The sequence below is a fragment of the Cupriavidus sp. OTU4054 genome, from assembly GCF_038440175.1.
Lineage (GTDB): Bacteria > Pseudomonadota > Gammaproteobacteria > Burkholderiales > Burkholderiaceae > Cupriavidus > Cupriavidus pauculus_D.
Map to the genome: position 1 here is coordinate 96712 of NZ_JASATF010000009.1, position 20285 is coordinate 116996.

Genomic DNA, 20285 nt, shown 5'->3' on the forward strand with positions numbered 1-20285 from the left:
TATGGAAGATATTGCGACAGACTACACGCCGGCGCGCCGGCTGGCTCCTACCCACGACGGATACCGAAGATGACCACTGCTGATGAGAACGAACTGCTGACCCGCGTCGAGAACGGCGCGCCCATGGGGCGCATGCTGCGCCAGCTCTACTGGATGCCGGCCGTGCTGTCGTCCCGGCTGGAAGCGGACGGTGCCCCCGTGCGCGTGCGGCTGTTCGGCGAGAACTTCGTCGCGTTCCGCGCCACCGATGGCCGCGTCGGCTTTCTGGACGAAGCTTGCCCGCACCGTGGCGTGTCGCTGGCACTGGGACGCAACGAAGATTGCGCCATCCGATGTATCTTCCATGGCTGGAAGATCAGCGTGACGGGCGATGTGCTGGAAGTCCCCAACGAAGCGTCGAACCCGGATTGTTTCCGCGATACGGTCAAAGTCCGCCATTTCCCCACCGTGGAAGGCGCCGGCATCGTATGGGTCTGGCTGGGTGAAGAAGGCGAGGCGCCACCGCCGCCGAACTTCGAATGGATGAATCTTCCCGCCACCCAGGCCTACGCATGCGGCATCGAGCTGAACGCCAACTGGCTACAGGGCGTGGAAGCGACCATCGACTCCTCGCACATCGCGCTCTTGCATCAGAGCTGGCTGGAAAGCTCGCCAACCGACATGGCGGCCACGCGCGTCAACTCCGCGGTGCGCTACCAGTTCGAGAACACCGACTACGGTATTCGGGCGGCGGCGCTGCGTGAAGCGCCGGACGGCTCCTGCGTGGCGCGCGTGACCGAGTTCGTGATGCCGTATTACGGGCTGATCCCGCCGATCGGCATTGGCGCGGCCCAGGATCGCACCGTGATCATCGCGGTGCCTATCGACGATACGCACCTGATCCAGTGGTACATCTACTACAACACCGAACGGCCGGTGGATTCGATGAAGCGGACCCAGCGCGCCAATACCTGGCCGATGGCGGGAGGCATGCCGGGCGGCCCGGAGCAGAACTGGGGCCAGAACCGCACGCTCATGCAGCATGGCAACCACACGGGCTTCCACGAGATCGTCATCGAAGACTTCGTTACGCAGGTCAGCATGGGGCCGATCGTCGATCGCACGAAGGAATACCTGTGCTCGGCCGACCAGGCCATCATCCGCGTTCGCCGCCAGCTGCTCGACGCCGTACGCCGTTACACCGGCGGCGTGTTGCCCGCGAGCGCCACGCCGCAGGGCCGCGATCATGCCGCGATTCGTGCCACGGGCGGCCGCATGGAATCGGCCGAGCAAGACTGGCGTGCGCTCCCGCGCTGAGCGGCCCGTCATCAACCTGCCGGCTCTGGCGGGTGCCGCCCCGCGCCCGCCGTTCGCCTTACCGGCATCTGTCATATCGGAATACGCAGCAAATGGACCACGAAACGAAACACGAGGAATGGGTGCGCGCCTGCCAGGTTGCCGACGTGCGCCCCGGCAATCCCAAGGGGCTGAAGCTCCGCGACATCCCGATTGCACTGTATCGGCTACCCGAAGGTGTCTTTGCCACCCATGACGTCTGCACGCACGCCTACGCCCTGCTGTCCGAGGGCTTTATCGAGGACCACGTGGTGGAATGCCCGCTGCACGGCGCCAAGTACGACGTTCGCAATGGCAAGTGCCTCGCCGTCGCCGAATGTGACGTCAAGACCTACCCGGTCCGCATCGAGGACGACGCCGTCTACGTGGCGGTACCGCCCGAGGTCACGTCCGCATGATTTCCGCCGCCCCGCAACGCATCGTCATCGTCGGCGGCGGGCAAGGTGCCGGCGCGTCGCTCCGCCACCTGCGCACACGCGGCTACGACGGCTTTACTTCAGTCATCTGCGCCGAAGACCAGTACCCCTACGAGCGCCCGCCGCTCTCCAAGGCGTTTCTCAACGGCACCGCCTCGCTCGAGGCGCTGACGCTGTGCACGCCCGAGCATCCGCGCGAGCGGTTCTACCTCGCCGATATGGCATCGCGTATCGACGTTGCGGAAAAACGGGTCGTGCTGCGTAGCGGCACATCGATGGCCTACGACAAACTGCTGCTGGCCACGGGCGGCGAAGCGCGCAGACTCGCGCTCGCGGGCGCGGACAGCGCGAACGTCCACTATCTGCGCACGGTGCACGATGCCCGCCGCCTGCGCGCCGCGCTTGCCGACTGCCAGGCCGCGCAAGCGCCGGTGCTGGTGATCGGGGGCGGCTGGATCGGACTCGAAATTGCGGCCGCCGCGCGGCAGGCTGGCCTGGCGACCACGCTGATCGAGGGTGGACCGCAGCTCTGCGGCCGCTCGCTGCCCGCGCCCATTGCCACGGAACTTCTGATGGCGCATCGGGACCGCGGCGTCGATATCCGGCTTGGCTGCTCGATCGAGACGCTGCATGGCGACGGCCGCGTAACGGCCGCGACGCTATCCGATGGCGGCACGATCCCGGTCGGCATGATCGTTGTCGGGATCGGGCTGATTCCCAACGCGCAACTGGCCGTGGACGCCGGGCTCGCGGTCGGCAACGGTATCTGTGTGGATGCCAGCGGCCGGACCTCCAACCCGCACGTCTACGCGATTGGCGACGTGGCCGAGTTCCCCTGTATGTGGCACGGTTGCGCCGTGCGCATGGAGACCTGGAACAACGCCAATGTCCAGGCGGCACGCGCCGTCTCGGCGATGCTTCCACAGGCCAGCGGGCCGCAACTCGCCGGCGACGCTGTGCCCTGGTTCTGGTCCGATCAATTCGATTTCAATCTGCAGGTCCTTGGTGCACCTCTGGTCGCGGACGGCTCGCTGGTGTCGACAGATGCGGAAGGCGGAGCCCTGCATCTGTACGCACGGGAAAGGCGCCTGATCGGGGCCATCGGCATCAACCGGGCGCGCGACATCCGTGTCCTCAAGCGCGCCGTCGAACGCGATCCGCAGTTGACGTTTCAACGAGTGACCGATTGCCTGGGAAATCTACGCGAACTGTTATAACCGCCATGCCGATGTCCCGGATCCCACCATGACCTCCATGCTCGACACCACCGCGTGGTGCAGCGAACTCGATCGGACATCGACGACGCCGCTGTACCAGCAGCTTTGCGACAGCATCCGCACGTCGATTCTCGCCGGCCGCATCGAACCCGGCGTACGCCTGCCCTCCACGCGCGACCTGGCCGACGAGCTCAGCGTCTCGCGCAACACCGTGGTGGTGGCTTACGAACAGCTCCATGCCGAAGGCTTCCTGAGCGCGCTCGTGGGCCACGGCACCGTGGTGTCGCGCCGCCTGTCCAACCGCATCCAGTCGCCCCCACCCACTGGCCAGGGGCCAGCTTCGGCGCGGTTGTCGGCCCGCGCCGGCAGCATGCTGCAGCTCGCGGGGCGCGCCGCCTCGAGTGCCGCGGCGGCTGCCCGGGTCGACACACCGTTCCGCGTCGGTGTGCCAGCGCTGGACGAGTTCCCCATGCACACCTGGAGCCGCATCGTGTCGCGCCGCGCGCACCGGCTCGGTACCGACAGCCTCGACCACAAGGGCGCGGCGGGCTACCCGCCGCTACGGCGCGCCATTGCGTCGTACCTGGGCGTGTCGCGCGGCATCGTGTGCGACCCGGACGATGTGCTTATCGTCGCTGGCGCGCAAGGCGGCATGTCGCTCGCGGCGCAGGTACTGCTGGACCCCGGCGACGTGGCATGGGTGGAGGACCCCGGCTATCGCAACGCGCTCGGCGCGCTGCTCGGCGCTGGCGTGCATCCTCGAGCAGTACCGATCGATCACGAAGGGCTCGACGTGGCCGCGGGCCTCCGGCTCGCGCCCGACGCGCGCCTCGCGTGCGTCACGCCGTCGCACCAGTTTCCGCTCGGGATCACCATGAGCCTGTCGCGTCGGCTCGATCTGCTCGCCTGGGCGCGCGGTGCCGGCGCATGGATCATCGAGGACGATTACGACAGCGAGTTCCACTACGCGGGCCACACGTTGCGCGCGCTGCGCGGACTCGATACCGGTGCCGCGCAGGTGGTCTACGTCGGCAGCTTCAGCAAGATCATGTTTCCAGGGCTGCGGCTTGGCTATCTGGTCGTACCCGGTGCGCACGCGGCGGCATTCCGCGCCGCCTTGCGTTTCACCCAGCTTCAGGTGCCGCTGCTCGAGCAGGCCGCCACGGCGGACTTTATCCTTGAAGGCCACCTCGCCCGCCATATCGGCCGCATGCGAACCATCTACGCGGCGCGGCAAACGGCATTGGTTGCGGCGCTGCGTCGCCGTGGTGTCGTGACCGCGGATTTCGTCGCGCCCGAGGGAGGCATGCATCTCGTGCTCCCGCTCCCCCAGGGCAGCGACGACGCGGGCATTGCCGCACAGGCGGCCCAGCTCGGACTCGGGGTGCAGGCACTGAGCCAGCATGCGCACGCCCCCGGCGGCCGCAAGGGCCTGATGATCGGATTTGCCAATACCACGATGGAACAGATAGAGCCAGGCGTCGCCCGCCTGGCTGCGTTGCTGGCGAACGCGGCACGCTGCGACGCGCCGACCGGCAGCATCGCAACGGCCTGAACCCTCAGACGCGCGAGGGCGCTTCGGGCATGCGCCCGTCGATATCGGTGAAGCCGTACTCGGCTGCCAGCTCGGCAGCGAGCAGCAGCTTGCCGGACTTTTCCATGACCTTCGGATCGGCCGCCAGCGCCGCCACGGCGCGCCCGGCGAACTGTGCCGTCTCGCCGTGTTCGAGAATGCGCTTGGTGAGCGCGGGCGGCAGCCGGTCCGGCTGCGCCATGACCTTCTCGCTCTTGATGAACCCAGGCCAGATCACGACCGCCGCGACGTTGTGCTCGCGCAGATCGTGGGCCATGTCCTTGGCCATCTTGTCGACGCCCGCTTTCTGCACACCGAACGGTACGTTGAACGTATAGCGCACGGCACCGCCCGACGACGTATTGACGATCAGGCCCTGCTTGCGCGCCACCATCAGCGGCGCCGCGTGGCGGCTCGCGATGAAGTGCGAGCGCAGTCCCACGCGCATCAGCATCTCCCACAGATCCGCCGGCAGTTCCCAGAACGGCACGTTGGTCGGCATGCGGTCCGGCGCGGCAAAGACGTTATTGACGAGGATGTCAAGCTGGCCCGCCTCGTCGGCCACGCGCCGAAACAGTGCGGCCACGCTATCGTCGTCGGCATGGTCGCAGGCCACCGGAATGCCCACGCCGCCCAGGCGCGTCACTTCCGCGGCCGTCTCCTCGAGACTGCCCGGCCATATCGATCCGCCCTGCCGTAGCGTACGTCCGGTGACGTACACCGTGGCACCGGCCTCGCCCAGCCCTAGCGCCATGCCCTTGCCCACGCCTCGCGTACCGCCGGTCACCACCGCAATCTTGCCCGCGAGGGGTTTCTTATGATCCATCGTGCCTCCTTGTTCGACGAAAGAAATGTTTACCGTTTGGCGCGCAGCTTGCCGAGGCACCAGGGCAGCAGACCCGCCAGCCCATTGGGCGCCAGAAACACGCAGGCAAGCATCAGCACGCCATATATCAGCCCGGTGGCGGCCTTCGATACCTCCTCCGCGATATTCGGGACGTACACCAGGAACAGCGCACCGATCACCGGCCCGAGGGCGTGGCCGGTGCCACCGACCACCACACCCGCCACCAGTCCGAGCGAGAGCAGTACGGTGAAGGCATCCGGCGAGACGAAATGCGTCAGCAGCGCATGCATGGCGCCGGCCATGCCGACGATGCCCGCGCTGGTGGCGAATGCGCGGGCGCGCCATTGCCGCACCGGCACGCCGGCGGCCAGCGCGGCGGCCGGGTGGTCGCGCAACGCGCGCAACGCAATGCCCGCGGGGCCGCGCGACAGACGGCGCAACATCGCATAGACCGCCAGCGCACAGGCCGATACCACCAGCAGCATCCATTGATCGGCGTCGAGGGGCAGGCCGTATGGAGCGGCCGGCGTATCGATGCCGATGCCCGCGACGCCGCCGGTCACGCCTTCGAGCGCCGGATGCTTGAGCACCTGCGGCAACGCAAGCGCCAGGGCAAAGGTTGCCAGCGCCAGATACGGGCCGGACAGCCTCACCGCAGGCATGCCGAACAACCAGCCCGCGGCGTAGCCCACTACGCCGGCCGCGGGAATGGTCAGCCAATAAGGTGCCCAGCCGCTGTCGAGCAGCATCGCGGCCGTGTACGCGCCCAGCGCAAGGAAAGCGCCGTGGCCGAGCGAGATCTGCCCGCTGCTGCCGATCAGGAACTGCACACCCATCAGCGCCACCGCATAGGTGACCACGAGGGCGAACTGGAATGCCACATATCCGGTGGCGCAGGACAGCACGACCCACGCCGCGCCGAGCAGCAATAGCGCCAGCAGGACGCCACGCCATGGCATGTGGGGCGTGTGGGCAAGGCTGCCGGGCGAGCCCCGGCGGCGCAAGACTTGCGAGAAAAAGTCAGACATGGTTCCGGTAAAAACGAGTGTGGAGCGGTGGAAACGCGGTGGAGTGGACTAGAGCCGCTGCGCCGAGCGACTGCCGAAGAGCCCCTGCGGCTTGACGATCAGTACCGCGATCATCGCGACCAGCGCGAGCGTCAGTTTCAGCTCGGTGCCAACGAGGTAAGCGCCGGCGAGGTTCTCGAAGATGCCGAGCAGAATGCCGCCGACCACGGCGCCCACGGGACTATCGATGCCGCCCACGATCGCGGCCGCGAACGCGTAGATCATGATGCCGCTCATCATGTGCGGGTCGAGGAAGACGATCGGCGCGGCCAGCATGCCAGCCACGGCACCCACCGCGCCCGCGATCCCCCAGCTCAGCATCAGCAGGCGACTCACGCGAATGCCAACGAGCTGGCTCGACAGCGGCTGCACAGCGACCGCACGCATCGCCAGACCCAGCCGGGTATAGCGAAAGAACGCGGTCATCGCGCCAAGCACGGCCACTGTGGTGAGCAGGATGCCGACCTCGTGCCCGGAGAGCAGGCCATCGGTACCCAATGCCTCGAATGGCGAAGGGAAGCTGCGGGTTTCATAGCCAAAGACCAAACCCGCGGCACTCTGCACGATGACGTACAGCGCAACGAACACGGTGACGACGGACAGCACGGGCGCATGATGCAGCGGCCGCATCACCACGCGCTCCACCAGCGCGCCGGAGGCGAACGCAAACAGCACGCACGCCAGAAACACCAGGGGATACGGCACGTCGGCGCCGATCAGGATGGCGGCAATGTATGTGCTGAACATCGCCATCTCGCCTTGCGCGAAATTCACGTGATGGGTCGACCGATAAACCACGACCAGTGCGAGTGCCAGCATCGCGTAGATGCAGCCGTTGACGATACCGGTGGAGATCTGGTGCAACAGTTCATGCATGAGCGGACTCCTCCGGATGGCCGAGATAGGCGCGACGCACGCGCTCGTCGCCGCGCAACACGCTCGACGGACCGCTGATCGTCACGCGCCCTCCTTCCAGCACGTATGCATTGGTGGCGAGATCGAGCGCAAGGCTTGCGTTCTGCTCCACCAGCAGGATGCTCAACTGGCGCTGGCTGTTGATCTGGCGGAGGATGTCGAAGATCTGCCGCACGATCATCGGCGCGAGGCCGAAAGACGGCTCGTCGAGCATCAGCAGCTTCGGCGCCAGCATGAGCGCGCGCGCAATGGCCAGCATCTGCTGCTCGCCGCCGCTCATCAGGCCGGCGGGCTTGCGCCGGTACTCGTGCAGGCGCGGAAAGTACTCGTACATACGTGCCATGTCGCGCTGCCATGCGGCCTTGTCGCGGCGCGAGATCGCGCCGAGGCACAGGTTCTCCTCGACCGAGAGCTGGCTGAAGGTGCCGCGTCCGTCGGGCACATGGGCGATGCCCGCGCGTGCGATGGCATCGCAGGACTGACCGTCGATGCGCCGGCCATCGAACGTGATCTCTCCCGTGGCCCGCACCAGCACATTGCTGATGGACCGCAGCAGCGTGGTCTTGCCCGCCCCGTTGGCACCGAGCAGTGCCGTCATGCCGCCCTCTGGCACATCGATCGACACGTCGCTGAGCACCGCCAGCGAACGGTAGGCGGCATTCAGGTTCCGCACCGCAAGTATGGATGTCATGCGTGATCCCCGAGGTAAGCCCGGATGACCTCCGGATGGTTGGCCACTTCGTGCGGCGTGCCATCCGCCATCACGCGGCCGAACTCCAGACCGATCACCTGGTCGGAGACGCGCATCACAAGGTTCATGTGGTGCTCGATGAGCAGCACTGCTATGCCCAGCTCGCGGCTGATATGGCGAATCCACGCCTCGAGTTCGCCCACCTCTTCGAAGTTGAGGCCTGCCGCGGGTTCGTCGAGCAAGAGCAGGCGTGGCTCCATCGCCAACGCGCGGGCAAGCTCCACGCGTTTGCGCGTGCCGAAGGACAGATCCGCCACGAGGCGATCGGCGATGTCCGCCAGTCGCGTCATGTCGAGCAGTGCGCCAACGCGCGCCCTGATGTCGCCCATCGCGTCGCTCGCCCGGCGCAATCCGAACAGATGGGAGAGCGTGCCGCCGTGGACATGCCGATAGCATCCGGCTTCCACGTTGGCCCGCACCGTCTGCCGATCGAACAGCGCGACGTTCTGAAACGTTCTGGCGATGCCCGCTGCGGCAATACCTTCGGGCGCGAGCTTCGTGATGTCCCGCTCGGCGAAATGAATGGTGCCGGTGTCGGGATTGCAAAGCCGGCTCAGGCAATTGAACAGCGTGGTCTTGCCGGCGCCGTTCGGGCCGATGATGCCGCACACGGTGCGCGGCTTCATGGCGAAGCTCACGGCGTCCAGCGCGCGCGTGCCGCCGAACTGCACCGACAGGCCGTTGACGCGCAGTAGTGCTGCGGCGTCGTGTTTGTGGGAACTCGACATGCTGAATCCATGGATAGTGGCGTGGGGCAGGCACGAGCCGCTCAGGTCATGCGGACCCAGCGGGTACCGTCAAACCGCTGCAGCCGCAGTTGGCGGAGGATGCGGTAGTCGTCGGCTGACGTATTGACGGTGATGCCGGGAATCAATCCCGGCAGCGCCACGTCACGCAGCGAGGTGGCCTGGCGCAGCACGCGCGCCGCCGTAAGATCGTCGCCGCAGTCGCGCAGGACTTTCTCCATCAGCACCGCGATGTTGTATCCGCTCAGATTCAGCTGCTCGGTGACATCGCCTTCCGGGTAGTAGCGCTTCATGAAAGCCAGCCATTCGACATAACCGGCATCGCTGGCCCACTCGGGATCGCCCGCCGACTTCGTCGGCGTGGCCGAGATCAACCCCACGCATTTCTCGAGCCCGGCCGCGCGCAACACGGTGGCGACGAAATTGCTGGTAATGGGTACCACCTGCAACGGCTTCCAGCCGAGGTCCGATGCCTTGCGGATCGCCTGACTCGTGAACTTGGGGGACGTGATGTTGAGGAACACATCGGCCTGGGACGCCGCCAGCGAGATCACTTGCGAATCGACGGTGGGCGCGGTGATTTCGTAGGTCAGTGCCATGGAGACGGTCATCGCGCTGCCGATCTCCTGCAGCCGCTGCCGAAACGCGGCCAGGTACTCCTTGCCGAACTCGTCGTTCTGATAGAGCACGGCAACCCTGGCACCGGGCTTGACGCGATTGAGGTACTCCGCATAGATCGCGGCCTCGGTGGGGAACGTGGTGAGGCCGGGCACCGTCCACGGATACTGTTTCGGGTCGGCAAAGCGCGCGCTGCCGGCGTACACGAACAGCTGCGGTACCGTGCGCGTATTCAGATACTTCTGTACCGCGGCGTTTTGCGCCGTGCCCATGCTGCCGAACATCGCCAGCACACGGTCCCGCTCCACCAGGCGGCGCGTCTGCTCGACGGCCTTGGCCGGGTTGTAGCCATCGTCGAGCGACAGCAGCACCACCTCGCGTCCGTTGATACCGCCACGCTCGTTGACCATGCGGAAGTAGCGCGACTGGACCTTGCCAACCGCGCTCAGCGCCGACGCCGGACCGCTGTAGGGCATCGTCTGCCCGAGCTTGATCTGTCCGCGAAATGCGCCGCCTTGCTGCGCCGTTGCTTCGATCACCGGCGACGCGAGCAGCGCGGCGCCGATACGAAGCATGTCCCGTCGATTGAACGAGGTGCCACGTCCCATCTTCTTCCCCATAAGTATCTTCCACGTAAGATTTAATGCTAGCCGCTATCCGACGCGACCGCATCAGGGAAAACGCCGAGACGTGGGGGGATCGGTGCGGCAGACCCGCCGCACCCCAGCGCTACATGCTCGCGATGAGCTTGCGGAAGCAGGCGTCGACCGTCGCGAGCTCCGCGGCGGTGATGCCGCTCGCGTCCACGATGGCGGCAAGGTTCTTGTTGATCCGGGAAATCGCGCCATCGGCGATGGCCGCACCGCGGCGCGTAAGCCGCACCAGTTCAGAGCGCCGATCTTCAGGGTCGGCCACGCGCTCCACGAGCTCTCGCTGCGCCAGCCGGTCGATGCGCTTGGTGATGGCGCCGGACGTTACCAGCAGCGTGCGAAACAGATCGGTGGGCCGCAATGCGTAGGCAGGTCCACTGCGGCGCAATGCCAGCAGCACGTGCAGATCGCCGATGTTCACGCCCTTGGCGCGGGAAATCGCTGACAGGCGCTGCTCGTGCAGGTAGTGCGCGTGCTCGATGCGCAGGAAGAATCCGGCAAGGCGAAAGTCGATGTCGGGACGTTCCTTGGCCCAGGCATCGGAAATGGCATCGAGCCGGTCGGGATCGAGGCGTTCGAGGGGGCCCTCCGCCTTCGCCCTGGCCGTCCGCGCGCGCTGCGGCTCGGGCCCGCCAAACCATGCATCGGCGGCGGCGAGCGCCTCTCGATAGGTCAAGGCGCCCGTCATCGGCATCGCGCTCACATCGTTGCACGGACCCAGCCGCATTTCCTCGTAGCGCCCGTCTCCGACGAACTTGCGTGCGTGCCAGGTCGCCGAGCGCGCGCCGCGGTAATAGCCGATATGGCGGCCAGGCGCCACGATCTCCCAGTATGGCTTGCGGCGCGGCGCCAGCTGCGTGCGGCGCTCCAGAGTCTGCAGGTCGGATTCGTTGTTCCCGGAAGAGGGCATGATGCACTGTCTTTGGTCATTGTCCCCAAGTATTTTACCCAACTCCAGCACCAACACAAGGCATGTCCGAATTGGCATGGCGAGCCCGCTCCGATTGGACCTTCTGGGCGTGAATCCCCATCGCATAGCGTGTCGGCAGGGGCAATTCCGCAAACCACAAGCCCCTCTGATACGGAGAACGACATGAAAAGGTGGATGGCTGCTGTACTTGGGGTTGCGCTGGGGGGAACCGTTCAGGCCCAGTCGAACGTGATTCTCTACGGGGTCGCGGACGCGAACATTGAATACACGACGCATAACGCGACGAGCACCGGTGGCAGCGGATCCCGAGTCGCCATGCAGTCCGGGGGGCTGGCCGGCTCCCGCTTTGGCTTCCGGGGCACCGAAGAACTCGGCGGAGGACTGCGGGCGCTGTTCGTCCTCGAGAGCGCCATCGCCATCGACAACGGCACGCTGCAGCAAGGTGGCCGACTGTGGGGTCGCCAGGCGTACGTGGGACTATCCGCGCCTTACGGCAAGGTCACGCTTGGGCGGCAGTACACGTCGATGTTCGACCTGAACGCGAGCTTCTCCCCTACCGCGTACGCGACGCAGTTCGAACCCGTGGTCTTCATGCTCGGCACGTCGCTGCGCGAAGACAACATGATGAAGTACACGGGCAATTTCGGCCCGGTCACGCTGGAAACGCACTGGGCATTCGGCGAGCAGGTGGGAAACATCACCAACAGCGCCGGGTGGGGCGGCGGCGCCAGTTACAGCGCCAACGGTTTCGGCGTGCAGCTTTCGTATGACCAGGTCGATGGCACGCGCACGTCGGGCAGCACGCCCAAGACGCAAAAGGTGGCCGCCGCCGGGCGCTACGAGTGGGGCCCGGCGGCGGTGTTCGCCGGCTACCGCTTCGGCAAGAGCGACGCCACGGCGGCACGCACGGTTGCCCGCGACAACCTTTGGTGGGTGGGCGGCGTCTACAGCGTGGGCGCCCTGTCGCTGACGCTGGCCTACTACTACGACGACCTGCGCACGTTCCGACCCACGGCCACCACCACCTCCAATCCCGCCAATCCGCGTCAATGGCTGTTCGTGGTCGACTACAACCTCTCCAAGCGCACCGACGTCTACCTATCGACGGCCTACGCTCGCGACTCGGCATTGAACTTCGACACCTACAACGGCCCGGCGGCGTCCTACGTCATGGCTAACGGCGGCAGCTCGCAGTTTGGCGCGGCCATCGGCATGCGACACCGCTTCTGACCGTGGGGGACCCGTGGCACCCGCGCAACGCGCCACGGGCCCGACATGCGCCCAGCCCCTCCGGCACAAGATCAGTGCATACATCGAAGCTCATTTATAATATATAAAGCGCTTTAATAGCCATTTATAAGATAAATATTGCGCTCTATGTATGCAGTAATCTATTATCGGTATGCAATTGATGAGCCCCCCCCTCCCCCGGATCAAAGGCCCTGCCATGCCGCCATTCGCTACCTCGCCCCGCACCGTTGATCGACCGTTGGTCGGCGTCGTCAGCGACCGGTTCTTCGTCGGCGATCACGATCTTCACAGCGTCAAGGAGAGCTACCGCCGCGCGTTGGCCGCGGTCTCGCTTGTCACGCCGATCCTGATCCCGGCAGCCGAGGATATCGACGATGTGGCGCCCTATCTCGACGCAGTATCGGGACTACTTTTTCCAGGCGGCGCCTCCAACGTGGCACCAGCGCAGTATGGTGGCGACGAGCCCGCCGCCTTTCTGATCGATCCGGCCCGCGACCACGTCGCCCTGCAACTGCTCCGCGGCGGCGCGGCGCGCGGCATGCCGATGCTTGCCATCTGCCGCGGCTTTCAGGAAATGAACGTCGCGTTCGGCGGCACCCTCCACCCCAACATCTACGATGCGGGCCACGACACCGAACATCGCGAAGATCCGAACGAGTCCATGGCCGAGCGCTACCGCTACAAGCACAGCGTCACGCTGGCACCGGACGGCCTCCTGAGGGACTGGACCCGCGCGGACACCGCCGTCGTCAACTCCTTGCATACGCAGGGCATCCGCACGCTCGGGCGAGGCTGCTCCATCGAGGCACGCCATGGTGACGGCCTGATCGAGGCAATTCGTCTGGACGGCCAGCCTTTTGCAGTCGGCGTGCAATGGCACCCCGAAGTCACCGCGGCGGTCGATTCGCTGTCGCAGAGCCTGTTCACCCGCTTCGGCGACGCCTGTCGCCATTACGCCAACTCGGCCGGACAGCGCTGAGTGGGAGCGCTGTTACCCAATATCTGCCCACGGAGAGAGACATGCAGCCATCCAGCCCACCCGCGATCGGTACGGTCGATGTACAGACCCTGATCGACAATCGCCCGTTTTCCGCATATCAATGGGCGATCCTCGTGCTTTGCTTCCTGATCGTTGCGATCGATGGATTCGATACGGCAGCCATGGGCTACGTCGCGCCGGCCCTGGTCCAGGACTGGGGCATCGACAAATCGACGCTCGGCCCCGTGATGAGCGCGGCACTGTTCGGGCTGGCATTCGGCGCCATCGTGGCCGGACCGGCCGCCGACCGCGTCGGGCGCAAGAAGGTGCTGGTGTTGTCGGTATTCTTCTTCGGTGCCTGCAGCCTTGCCACGGCGTTCTCGCCCACGCTCTGGTGGCTGACGGCGCTGCGATTCCTCACCGGACTGGGCCTTGGCGCCGCCATGCCCAATGCGGTCACGCTGATGTCCGAGTTCGCGCCCGCCAAGCGCCGCGCGGTACTCGTGAACACCATGTTTTGCGGCTTTCCGCTGGGCGCCGCCGCGGGAGGATTCTTTGCGGCTGCCGTCATTCCTCACTTTGGCTGGCAGAGCGTCCTCTTGTTCGGTGGCGTGGCGCCGCTGGTGCTTGGGGTCGTCCTCATCTTCGCGCTGCCCGAATCGGTCCGTTTCATGGTGGTGCGCCGTTACCCCGCCGCCCGCATTGCCGCTGCCCTCAAACGCGTAACGGGCGCCAACGTTGCCGCCGCGGAACGCTTCACGATTCACGAGACCGCGGCCGTCGCCCAATCCGCGATCGGCACCGTGCTGGCACCGCGCTACCGGCTTGGCTCGGCCATGCTGTGGCTGACGTATTTCATGGGGCTGGTCATCTTCTACCTCCTCACGAGCTGGCTGCCCACGCTGATGAAGGATGCGGGTTTCTCCATTCAGCGCGCCTCGTTGCTCACCGCGCTGTTTCCGTTGGGTGGCGGCATCGGCACCATTGTGGCCGGCTGGTTGATGGATCGGATGAATCCCAACAAGGTCGTAGCGGCCATGTATGCATTCGCCGGCCTGTTGATCTACGCCGTGGGCCATGGCGCTACGGAACAGGTGTTGCTGGGCGTGCTGATCTTTCTGGCCGGCACCGTGATGAACGGCGCGCAGGCATCGATGCCGACGCTGGCCGCCGGGTTCTATCCGACCCAGGGCCGGGCCACCGGGGTGGCGTGGATGCTGGGCATTGGCCGCTTTGGCGGCATCACGGGTGCGCTGCTCGGTGGCGAACTGCTACGCATGCACCTTGCGTTCGACACCATCTTCGCCCTGCTGGCGGTTCCGGCCCTCGTTGCGGCGGCGGCCCTGGTAGTGAAGTCCCTGACCTCGCGAGAGGAGGTGTACGCGACGGACGCGGTCGCCACACACTAGCTGCGACTCACCTTTCCGCTGGTTCGAAAGGACGCGTCATTTCAAGGCCGCTTTTTTTCACAACCATTAACACCCCATTTGCCGCTTTGTTTCCTAGGATGGAGCGACGCGCGGCGTGGGCGATTTCGCGCCACATGTGATCGGTCTGCGGTAGCCGCCGAGGCTCCGCCAACATAAGTGGAGTGTGCGATGTCAGAGCGACGTGAAATTCCGGGTGTTCGCCAGTACGATAGCCCCGCCGGCGGCTGGGGCGCCCTTCGAGCTACCGCGCAGGCTATCGTGACGCAAATGGAGAGTGTCAAGGCTCCCCTCACGCTGCTACGGACCAACCAGCCGGACGGATTCGATTGCCCCGGCTGCGCCTGGCCGGACAAGGAGCACCGATCCACCTTCCAGTTCTGCGAGAACGGCGCCAAGGCGGTGACGTGGGAGGCAACGACCAAGCGAGTTCCGCCGGAATTCTTTGCCGCCAATACCGTGACGTCGTTGCTCGAGCGATCGGACTTCGAGCTCGAGGGTATGGGGCGCCTGACGCATCCGATGGTGTATGACGCCGCGACCGACACGTTCAAGGCCGTCGAGTGGGAACAGGCTTTCGACCGGATCGGTGAAGTCCTGCGCGCGCTGCCCGCGGAACAAGTCGAGTTCTACACGTCGGGCCGCGCGTCGAACGAGGCCGCATATCTGTTTCAGTTGTTCGCACGCGAATATGGCTCGAACAACTTTCCGGATTGCTCGAATATGTGCCACGAAGCCACGAGCGTGGGCTTGCCGCAGTCGATCGGCATCGGCAAGGGCACGGTCTCGCTCGAGGACTTCGACCATGCGGACCTGATCATTTCGATCGGACACAATCCCGGCACCAATCATCCGCGCATGATGGGGACACTGTGGGAAGCGTCGCGTCGTGGCGTACCGATCATCGTGTTCAACCCCTTGCGAGAGCGCGCGCTCGAGCGCTTTCAGGATCCGCAGGCCATGCTCCAGATGGCGACATTCGGATCGAACAGGATTGCGTCAACTTACCACCTGGTGAGAGCGGGTGGCGATGCGGCGGCGCTCAAGGGCATCATCAAGGCGCTGCTGGCGCTGGACGCCCAGCGCGGCGACGTGCTCGATCACGACTTCATCCAGGCCCACACCCAAGGCATCGACGCATTCCAGGCGGATATCGAGGCGACCTCCTGGGAAGATATCGAGCGCGAGAGTGGCCTGGGGCGCGAGGCGCTCGCCGAGGTGGCCGAGGCGTATGCCCGGGCGAACGCCACGATCGTCACCTATGGGATGGGCGTCACGCAGCATAACAAGGGGACCGCCAATGTCAGGTTGATCTGCGACCTGCTGCTGCTGCGTGGCAATATTGGCAAGGAAGGGGCTGGCATTTGCCCGCTGCGCGGGCACTCGAACGTGCAGGGCAACCGTACGGTCGGCATCACCGAGAAGCCATCGGCCGAGTTTCTCTCGAAGCTCGAAGAGGTCTTCGGCTTCAAGCCGTCAGCGGAGCACGGCCATGACGCGGTCGCTGGCATGCAATCGATCATTACCGGTGCATCCAGGGCACTCATCTGCCTGGGAGGGAATTTCGTCGTCGCGCTGCCAGACCCGGCGCAGTGCTTTCCGGCAATGAAGAACCTCGACCTGAGCGTGCATCTTGGCACAAAGCTCAATCGCTCGCATTTGCTGGTTGCGAAAGAAACCTACATCCTGCCCGTACTGGGACGCACGGAGCTCGATCTCCAGAACGGACTGCAGCAATCGATCACGGTCGAAGATTCGATGTCGATGGTCCACGCCTCGGCAGGGAAGCTACCGCCCGCGTCCGAGTTCCTTCGCTCCGAACCGGCGATCGTGGCCGGCATGGCCCGCGCGACCATTCCGAACAGCAAAGTCGACTGGATGGGACTGATCGCGGATTACGACAAGATTCGGGACCTGATCGAACGAACTATCCCGGGCTTCGAGAACTACAACGCGCGTATCCGCGTACCGGGCGGCTTCCGCATGCCACTCCCGCCAACGGAACGCGTCTTCCCGACTGCCACCGGCAAGGCCATCTTCTCGGTGTATCGCGGCGTGCAGGAAAACGCGCAAGTGGCAGGCGACGACATACTCCGCCTCATCACGCTGCGCAGCCACGACCAGTACAACACGACCATCTACGCCATGGACGACCGCTACCGCGGCGTATTCGGCCGGCGAGACGTGCTGTTCATGAACGAAGCAGACCTTGCCCGGCTAGGCATCGAGCATGGCGATCTGGTGGATGTCGAGACAGCGGTACCCGGTCGGCCACTCCGGATGGAGAGGATGACCGCGATCGCCTATGACATCTCCCCGGGCTCGGTGGGCGCCTATTATCCGGAGGCCAACGCCCTGGTGCCACTCGATTACATAGACAAGGAGTGCGGCACGCCCTCTTACAAGTCCGCACCGGTCCGGGTGATCCGATCCGGCGTCGGCATATGACCCTGGTGTGGATCTTGCGGCTTGAGGTCGATCATGACACCAGAGGAGCAAAGCATGACGACGACAAAGACCCCCGATCCGGACGATCGCGACACCGATCTTGCCACCACGGAGATCAAGGTCTCAGGCGAAGGCAACGGCCTCGTCGATGACGAAACCTCGGGCGGCGCTGCGATTCTTCAGCCCGACACCCCGCCCGACGACCGCAAGACGGCTAACGAGATCAACGGAAAAGAGGGCGACGAGGACGCCGCCAGTCAGTAGGCCAGGCCTACTGGTTTCGGAACGCGCCCGTTTGTAAAACTTTCGACAGCCCGCAGAACGCGCCGCCCAACATTGCATTGCCAATCGTTGGCGGCGCCCCTTTATCCGCGAACCTCGGACGTCAGCCGCGCGATATCCTCCGCATGCTTCGGATACGCCTGCACCAACGCCGCGATATCCTCCGCCCCCGCCATCTCGAACTCCGAGAACTCGAACCCCGGCGCTACCGTGCACCCCACGAGCGCAAACCCCTCCGCGTCGCCGACACGCTCCGCGGCAAACCAGCGTCCTGCCGGCACCACGGCCTGGAACGCGTATTCGGACGCATGCGTCAGCGGATTGCCGAGCCGATGCGTCGTCATGACGCCATCGTCCTCGAGCACGTGGACGTGAATGGGTGTGCCCGCATAGAAGTGCCAGGCCTCGTCCGCGCGGATGCGGTGCCATGCGGAAAATGCGTTGCCGGACAGCATGTAGTAAATGCCCGTCGACGCCGAACGCTCCGCGCCATCGGGGCGCGTTACGCGTAAAGCGTCGCGCCATGTTTCACGATAGAAGCCGCCTTCGGGGTGCGGCGTCAAACCCAGTTCGCGAATCAGTGTTGCCTGCACGTCAGATGTCTTCGTCATGAACGGTGGTCACGCATTGTCATTACAGAATATTAGGGGAAAGCGGACACGAATCGGTCACAGACGATCCAAATAATGGGCGCCGTCGTGCAATGCCAGCACGACAAGTCAGAAATATAACCACGACATTGCCCACTCGGATCAGAACATGGATCGCCGTCAGTTTCTCAAATGGGGTAGCTTCATCACCGTCTCCGTCGCCACCACCGGCCTTGCCGCGTGCGGTGGTTCCGACAACGACAACACCCCTTCCACGCCCCCGGCCACCGGCCCCGTCACCACGCCGCAAACACTGAGCTTCGCGCACGGCGTGGCATCCGGCGATCCGAAGCCCGACAGCGTCATGCTGTGGACGCGCGTGAACGGTGCCAACGGTACCGATACCGTCAACGTCACGCTGCAGGTATCGGCCACGCAGGACTTCGCCACGCTGATCGTCAACGACGTCCATCCCGCCACGCCCGACTTCGACTACACGCTGCGCACCAAGGTTTCCAACCTCGCGGCGTCCACGACGTACTACTACCGCTACCTCGTCAATGGCGTGACCAGCATGACGGGCCGCACGCGCACCGCCCCCGCGGCCGGCACGCCCGTGTCGCAACTCAAGTTCGCGTTCATGACGTGCCAGGACTGGAGCGTCAACCACTGGGCCGGCATGGCGGAGATCGCCGCCATGGATCTCGACTTCGTGGTCCATATGGGCGACTACATCTACGAGAGCATCGGCGCCGATTTCCAGTCCGGCAAGGCCGAGCCCGCCCACACCGCGCTGACGCTGCCCAACGGCACCAGGCTGGCCGAGGACAACTCGGTGTATGCCACCACGCTCGCCGACTATCGCTATCTGTACAAGACGTACCGCACGGACCCGCGCCTGCAGGCCCTGCACGCCGCGCATCCAATCATCTCCATCTGGGACGACCACGAGTTCTCCGACGACTGCTGGCAGGACCACCAGACCTACACGGTCAGCGACGACCAGACCGAGCGGCTTCCGCGGCGCCGCAGCGCCAATCAGGCATGGTTCGAGTTCATGCCGGCCGACGTGACGCTCGACCTCGCCAACCCGTCGTTCCAGAACATCCAGATCTACCGGCAGTTCCAGTTCGGCGACCTCGCCACGCTGGTGATGACCGACGAGCGCCTCTATCGCGCCGACCACATCATTCCGGAAACGGCTGCGGGCAGCGAGATCGGCAGCCGCTACTTCGTGCCCAAGACCGCGCTCGACGCGGCCTCGGCGCAGAAGCAAAGCGCGGCCGGCGGCGCGCTGACGCCGGTATCGATGCTCGGCGACAAGCAGCGCGACTGGTGGAAGAGCGCCATGAGCGGCGCCACCACCAAGTGGAAGCTGTGGGGCAATGAAGTGTCGCTGCTGCGCATGAAGGTGGATGGCACCGCGAGCATCATCGCCTCCATCACCGCCTCGCTGCTCGCCGCGGGCGGCCAGACCGGCAATACCGCGCTGGAAGCCGCGGTCAAGGCGGCCGTCACCGCAGACCTCACGGCCGGCAAGAGCAATGCGTCCTACCCGACGCTGCCGTGGACCACGCTCGGCAATCTGCTCGTCAACACGCTGGGCCTGCTGGACCAGAACGAGTTCGACACCGAATGGGCGCCCTCGCTGAACCAGGGCCTGCCCCCGCGCAACCTGCTCGACCAGTTCATCCTGAACGCCGACATGTGGGATGGCTACAATGCCGAGCGCAACAATTTGATGTCGCATCTGAAGACGAATGCCATCGGCAACGTCGTAGCGCTGACCGGCGACATCCACGCGTTCTTCGCGGGCGTGGTGATGGACGACCACGATGCCGGCACGCCGGCACCGGTCATGGTCGACCTCGTGTCCGCCGGCATCTCGAGCAACTCGTTCTGGAGCTTCCTGAAGCAGGTGGTGGACTTCAACCCGGCATTCGCCGCGGTACGTCCGCTCGTGTACACGACGCCGATCAGCGCCGTGATCAACACGCTCAACGACACGCTGAAGACCAACAACGCCACCACGCTGAAGTACGCGGACACCGACGCGCAGGGCTACGCCGTCGTCGTGCTGACGCCCGCCGCGCTGACCTGCACCTTTCACAAGATGGCCAAGCTGGTCAACGGCGCCGCGCCGGCCACGGCGACCGCAGGCACGCAGTCGGTCCAGGTGCTGGCCGATGTGGCACCGGCCGTGACGCTGCTGGCGAGCTAACCCAGCAAGGAAGCTAACCCA

Annotated in this window: 18 protein-coding genes; 10 read left to right on the forward strand and 8 right to left on the reverse strand. The window is 65.3% G+C overall.

What is annotated here, in order from left to right; genetic code table 11:
* The first annotated feature begins 69 nt into the window (after positions 1-69).
* From AAHB16_RS13065 to pdxR, 4 genes are all read left to right on the forward strand, one after another.
* Positions 70-1296 (forward strand): Rieske 2Fe-2S domain-containing protein, encoded by a 1227-nt coding sequence (locus AAHB16_RS13065; RefSeq protein WP_342051064.1) that lies wholly within the window; start codon positions 70-72, stop codon positions 1294-1296.
* 92 nt (positions 1297-1388) lie between these two features.
* The gene (locus AAHB16_RS13070; RefSeq protein ID WP_342051065.1) at positions 1389-1733 is read left to right on the forward strand and encodes a non-heme iron oxygenase ferredoxin subunit; all 345 of its coding nucleotides are present in this window, start codon (positions 1389-1391) and stop codon (positions 1731-1733) included.
* Positions 1730-2968: an NAD(P)/FAD-dependent oxidoreductase gene (locus AAHB16_RS13075; RefSeq protein WP_342051066.1), complete on the forward strand. Its 1239-nt coding sequence runs from the start codon at positions 1730-1732 to the stop codon at positions 2966-2968. Before AAHB16_RS13070 ends, AAHB16_RS13075 begins: the two co-directional genes overlap by 4 nt.
* Positions 2969-2996: 28 nt before the next feature.
* Positions 2997-4523 (forward strand): MocR-like pyridoxine biosynthesis transcription factor PdxR, encoded by a 1527-nt coding sequence (gene pdxR / locus AAHB16_RS13080; RefSeq protein WP_342051067.1) that lies wholly within the window; start codon positions 2997-2999, stop codon positions 4521-4523.
* A gap of 4 nt (positions 4524-4527) precedes the next feature.
* Here pdxR and AAHB16_RS13085 read toward each other — a convergent pair whose 3' ends face one another.
* The 7 genes from AAHB16_RS13085 to AAHB16_RS13115 all read right to left on the reverse strand — a co-directional run bounded on the left by AAHB16_RS13085 (position 4528) and on the right by AAHB16_RS13115 (position 11045).
* The gene (locus AAHB16_RS13085; protein ID WP_150377098.1) at positions 4528-5367 is read right to left on the reverse strand and encodes an SDR family NAD(P)-dependent oxidoreductase; all 840 of its coding nucleotides are present in this window, start codon (positions 5365-5367) and stop codon (positions 4528-4530) included.
* Positions 5368-5396: 29 nt separating this feature from the next.
* A complete protein-coding gene (locus AAHB16_RS13090) occupies positions 5397-6416 on the reverse strand; it encodes a branched-chain amino acid ABC transporter permease (RefSeq protein ID WP_223851664.1) in 1020 nt (339 codons plus the stop codon).
* A 48-nt stretch (positions 6417-6464) separates the two neighbouring features.
* A complete protein-coding gene (locus AAHB16_RS13095) occupies positions 6465-7331 on the reverse strand; it encodes a branched-chain amino acid ABC transporter permease (protein ID WP_342051068.1) in 867 nt (288 codons plus the stop codon).
* Positions 7324-8061 carry an ABC transporter ATP-binding protein gene (locus tag AAHB16_RS13100; RefSeq protein WP_150377096.1) on the reverse strand — a complete coding sequence of 246 codons (738 nt, stop codon included), beginning with the start codon at positions 8059-8061 and terminating at the stop codon, positions 7324-7326. The genes AAHB16_RS13095 and AAHB16_RS13100 overlap by 8 nt, the downstream gene beginning before the upstream one ends.
* Entirely contained in the window at positions 8058-8849 is a 792-nt protein-coding gene (locus AAHB16_RS13105) for an ABC transporter ATP-binding protein (protein ID WP_342051069.1), read from the reverse strand. The genes AAHB16_RS13100 and AAHB16_RS13105 overlap by 4 nt, the downstream gene beginning before the upstream one ends.
* A 41-nt stretch (positions 8850-8890) precedes the next feature.
* Complete coding sequence (locus AAHB16_RS13110; RefSeq protein WP_223851663.1) at positions 8891-10093, reverse strand: ABC transporter substrate-binding protein; 1203 nt, start codon at positions 10091-10093, stop codon at positions 8891-8893.
* Between the two features lie 121 nt (positions 10094-10214).
* Positions 10215-11045 (reverse strand): MarR family winged helix-turn-helix transcriptional regulator, encoded by an 831-nt coding sequence (locus AAHB16_RS13115; protein ID WP_150377093.1) that lies wholly within the window; start codon positions 11043-11045, stop codon positions 10215-10217.
* A 195-nt stretch (positions 11046-11240) separates the two neighbouring features.
* Here AAHB16_RS13115 and AAHB16_RS13120 point away from each other — a divergent pair, with 195 nt between their 5' ends.
* From AAHB16_RS13120 to AAHB16_RS13140, 5 genes are all read left to right on the forward strand, one after another.
* The gene (locus tag AAHB16_RS13120) at positions 11241-12296 is read left to right on the forward strand and encodes a porin (protein ID WP_342051070.1); all 1056 of its coding nucleotides are present in this window, start codon (positions 11241-11243) and stop codon (positions 12294-12296) included.
* Between the two features lie 217 nt (positions 12297-12513).
* Positions 12514-13296 carry a gamma-glutamyl-gamma-aminobutyrate hydrolase family protein gene (locus tag AAHB16_RS13125; RefSeq protein WP_342051071.1) on the forward strand — a complete coding sequence of 261 codons (783 nt, stop codon included), beginning with the start codon at positions 12514-12516 and terminating at the stop codon, positions 13294-13296.
* A 41-nt stretch (positions 13297-13337) separates the two neighbouring features.
* Complete coding sequence (locus tag AAHB16_RS13130; protein ID WP_342051072.1) at positions 13338-14705, forward strand: MFS transporter; 1368 nt, start codon at positions 13338-13340, stop codon at positions 14703-14705.
* Between the two features lie 189 nt (positions 14706-14894).
* On the forward strand, positions 14895-17171 hold the full coding sequence (locus AAHB16_RS13135) for an FdhF/YdeP family oxidoreductase (protein WP_342051073.1): 2277 nt from the start codon (positions 14895-14897) through the stop codon (positions 17169-17171).
* 54 nt (positions 17172-17225) lie between these two features.
* Positions 17226-17435, forward strand: a complete 210-nt coding sequence (locus tag AAHB16_RS13140; protein WP_150377088.1) for a hypothetical protein — start codon at positions 17226-17228, stop codon at positions 17433-17435.
* Between the two features lie 101 nt (positions 17436-17536).
* Here the strand turns inward: AAHB16_RS13140 and AAHB16_RS13145 are convergent, their stop codons facing one another.
* Positions 17537-18064 (reverse strand): cupin domain-containing protein, encoded by a 528-nt coding sequence (locus AAHB16_RS13145; RefSeq protein ID WP_150377087.1) that lies wholly within the window; start codon positions 18062-18064, stop codon positions 17537-17539.
* Between the two features lie 148 nt (positions 18065-18212).
* Here AAHB16_RS13145 and AAHB16_RS13150 point away from each other — a divergent pair, with 148 nt between their 5' ends.
* Positions 18213-20264, forward strand: coding sequence for an alkaline phosphatase D family protein (locus AAHB16_RS13150; RefSeq protein ID WP_342051074.1), 2052 nt, complete (start codon positions 18213-18215; stop codon positions 20262-20264).
* The last annotated feature ends 21 nt before the right edge of the window (positions 20265-20285 follow it).

Excerpts from the sequence above, each read along its gene's own strand:
- pdxR (WP_342051067.1), top strand. The coding sequence starts at position 2,997 with ATGACCTCCATGCTCGACACCACCGCGTGGTGCAGCGAACTCGATCGG.
- AAHB16_RS13120 (WP_342051070.1), top strand. The coding sequence starts at position 11,241 with ATGGCTGCTGTACTTGGGGTTGCGCTGGGGGGAACCGTTCAGGCCCAG.
- AAHB16_RS13115 (WP_150377093.1), bottom strand. The coding sequence starts at position 11,045 with ATGCCCTCTTCCGGGAACAACGAATCCGACCTGCAGACTCTGGAGCGC.
- AAHB16_RS13125 (WP_342051071.1), top strand. The coding sequence starts at position 12,514 with ATGCCGCCATTCGCTACCTCGCCCCGCACCGTTGATCGACCGTTGGTC.
- AAHB16_RS13100 (WP_150377096.1), bottom strand. The coding sequence starts at position 8,061 with ATGACATCCATACTTGCGGTGCGGAACCTGAATGCCGCCTACCGTTCG.
- AAHB16_RS13075 (WP_342051066.1), top strand. The coding sequence starts at position 1,730 with ATGATTTCCGCCGCCCCGCAACGCATCGTCATCGTCGGCGGCGGGCAA.
- AAHB16_RS13130 (WP_342051072.1), top strand. The coding sequence starts at position 13,338 with ATGCAGCCATCCAGCCCACCCGCGATCGGTACGGTCGATGTACAGACC.
- AAHB16_RS13070 (WP_342051065.1), top strand. The coding sequence starts at position 1,389 with ATGGACCACGAAACGAAACACGAGGAATGGGTGCGCGCCTGCCAGGTT.
- AAHB16_RS13105 (WP_342051069.1), bottom strand. The coding sequence starts at position 8,849 with ATGTCGAGTTCCCACAAACACGACGCCGCAGCACTACTGCGCGTCAAC.
- AAHB16_RS13150 (WP_342051074.1), top strand. The coding sequence starts at position 18,213 with ATGGATCGCCGTCAGTTTCTCAAATGGGGTAGCTTCATCACCGTCTCC.
- AAHB16_RS13085 (WP_150377098.1), bottom strand. The coding sequence starts at position 5,367 with ATGGATCATAAGAAACCCCTCGCGGGCAAGATTGCGGTGGTGACCGGC.
- AAHB16_RS13110 (WP_223851663.1), bottom strand. The coding sequence starts at position 10,093 with ATGGGACGTGGCACCTCGTTCAATCGACGGGACATGCTTCGTATCGGC.
- AAHB16_RS13065 (WP_342051064.1), top strand. The coding sequence starts at position 70 with ATGACCACTGCTGATGAGAACGAACTGCTGACCCGCGTCGAGAACGGC.
- AAHB16_RS13090 (WP_223851664.1), bottom strand. The coding sequence starts at position 6,416 with ATGTCTGACTTTTTCTCGCAAGTCTTGCGCCGCCGGGGCTCGCCCGGC.
- AAHB16_RS13135 (WP_342051073.1), top strand. The coding sequence starts at position 14,895 with ATGTCAGAGCGACGTGAAATTCCGGGTGTTCGCCAGTACGATAGCCCC.
- AAHB16_RS13095 (WP_342051068.1), bottom strand. The coding sequence starts at position 7,331 with ATGCATGAACTGTTGCACCAGATCTCCACCGGTATCGTCAACGGCTGC.
- AAHB16_RS13145 (WP_150377087.1), bottom strand. The coding sequence starts at position 18,064 with ATGACGAAGACATCTGACGTGCAGGCAACACTGATTCGCGAACTGGGT.
- AAHB16_RS13140 (WP_150377088.1), top strand. The coding sequence starts at position 17,226 with ATGACGACGACAAAGACCCCCGATCCGGACGATCGCGACACCGATCTT.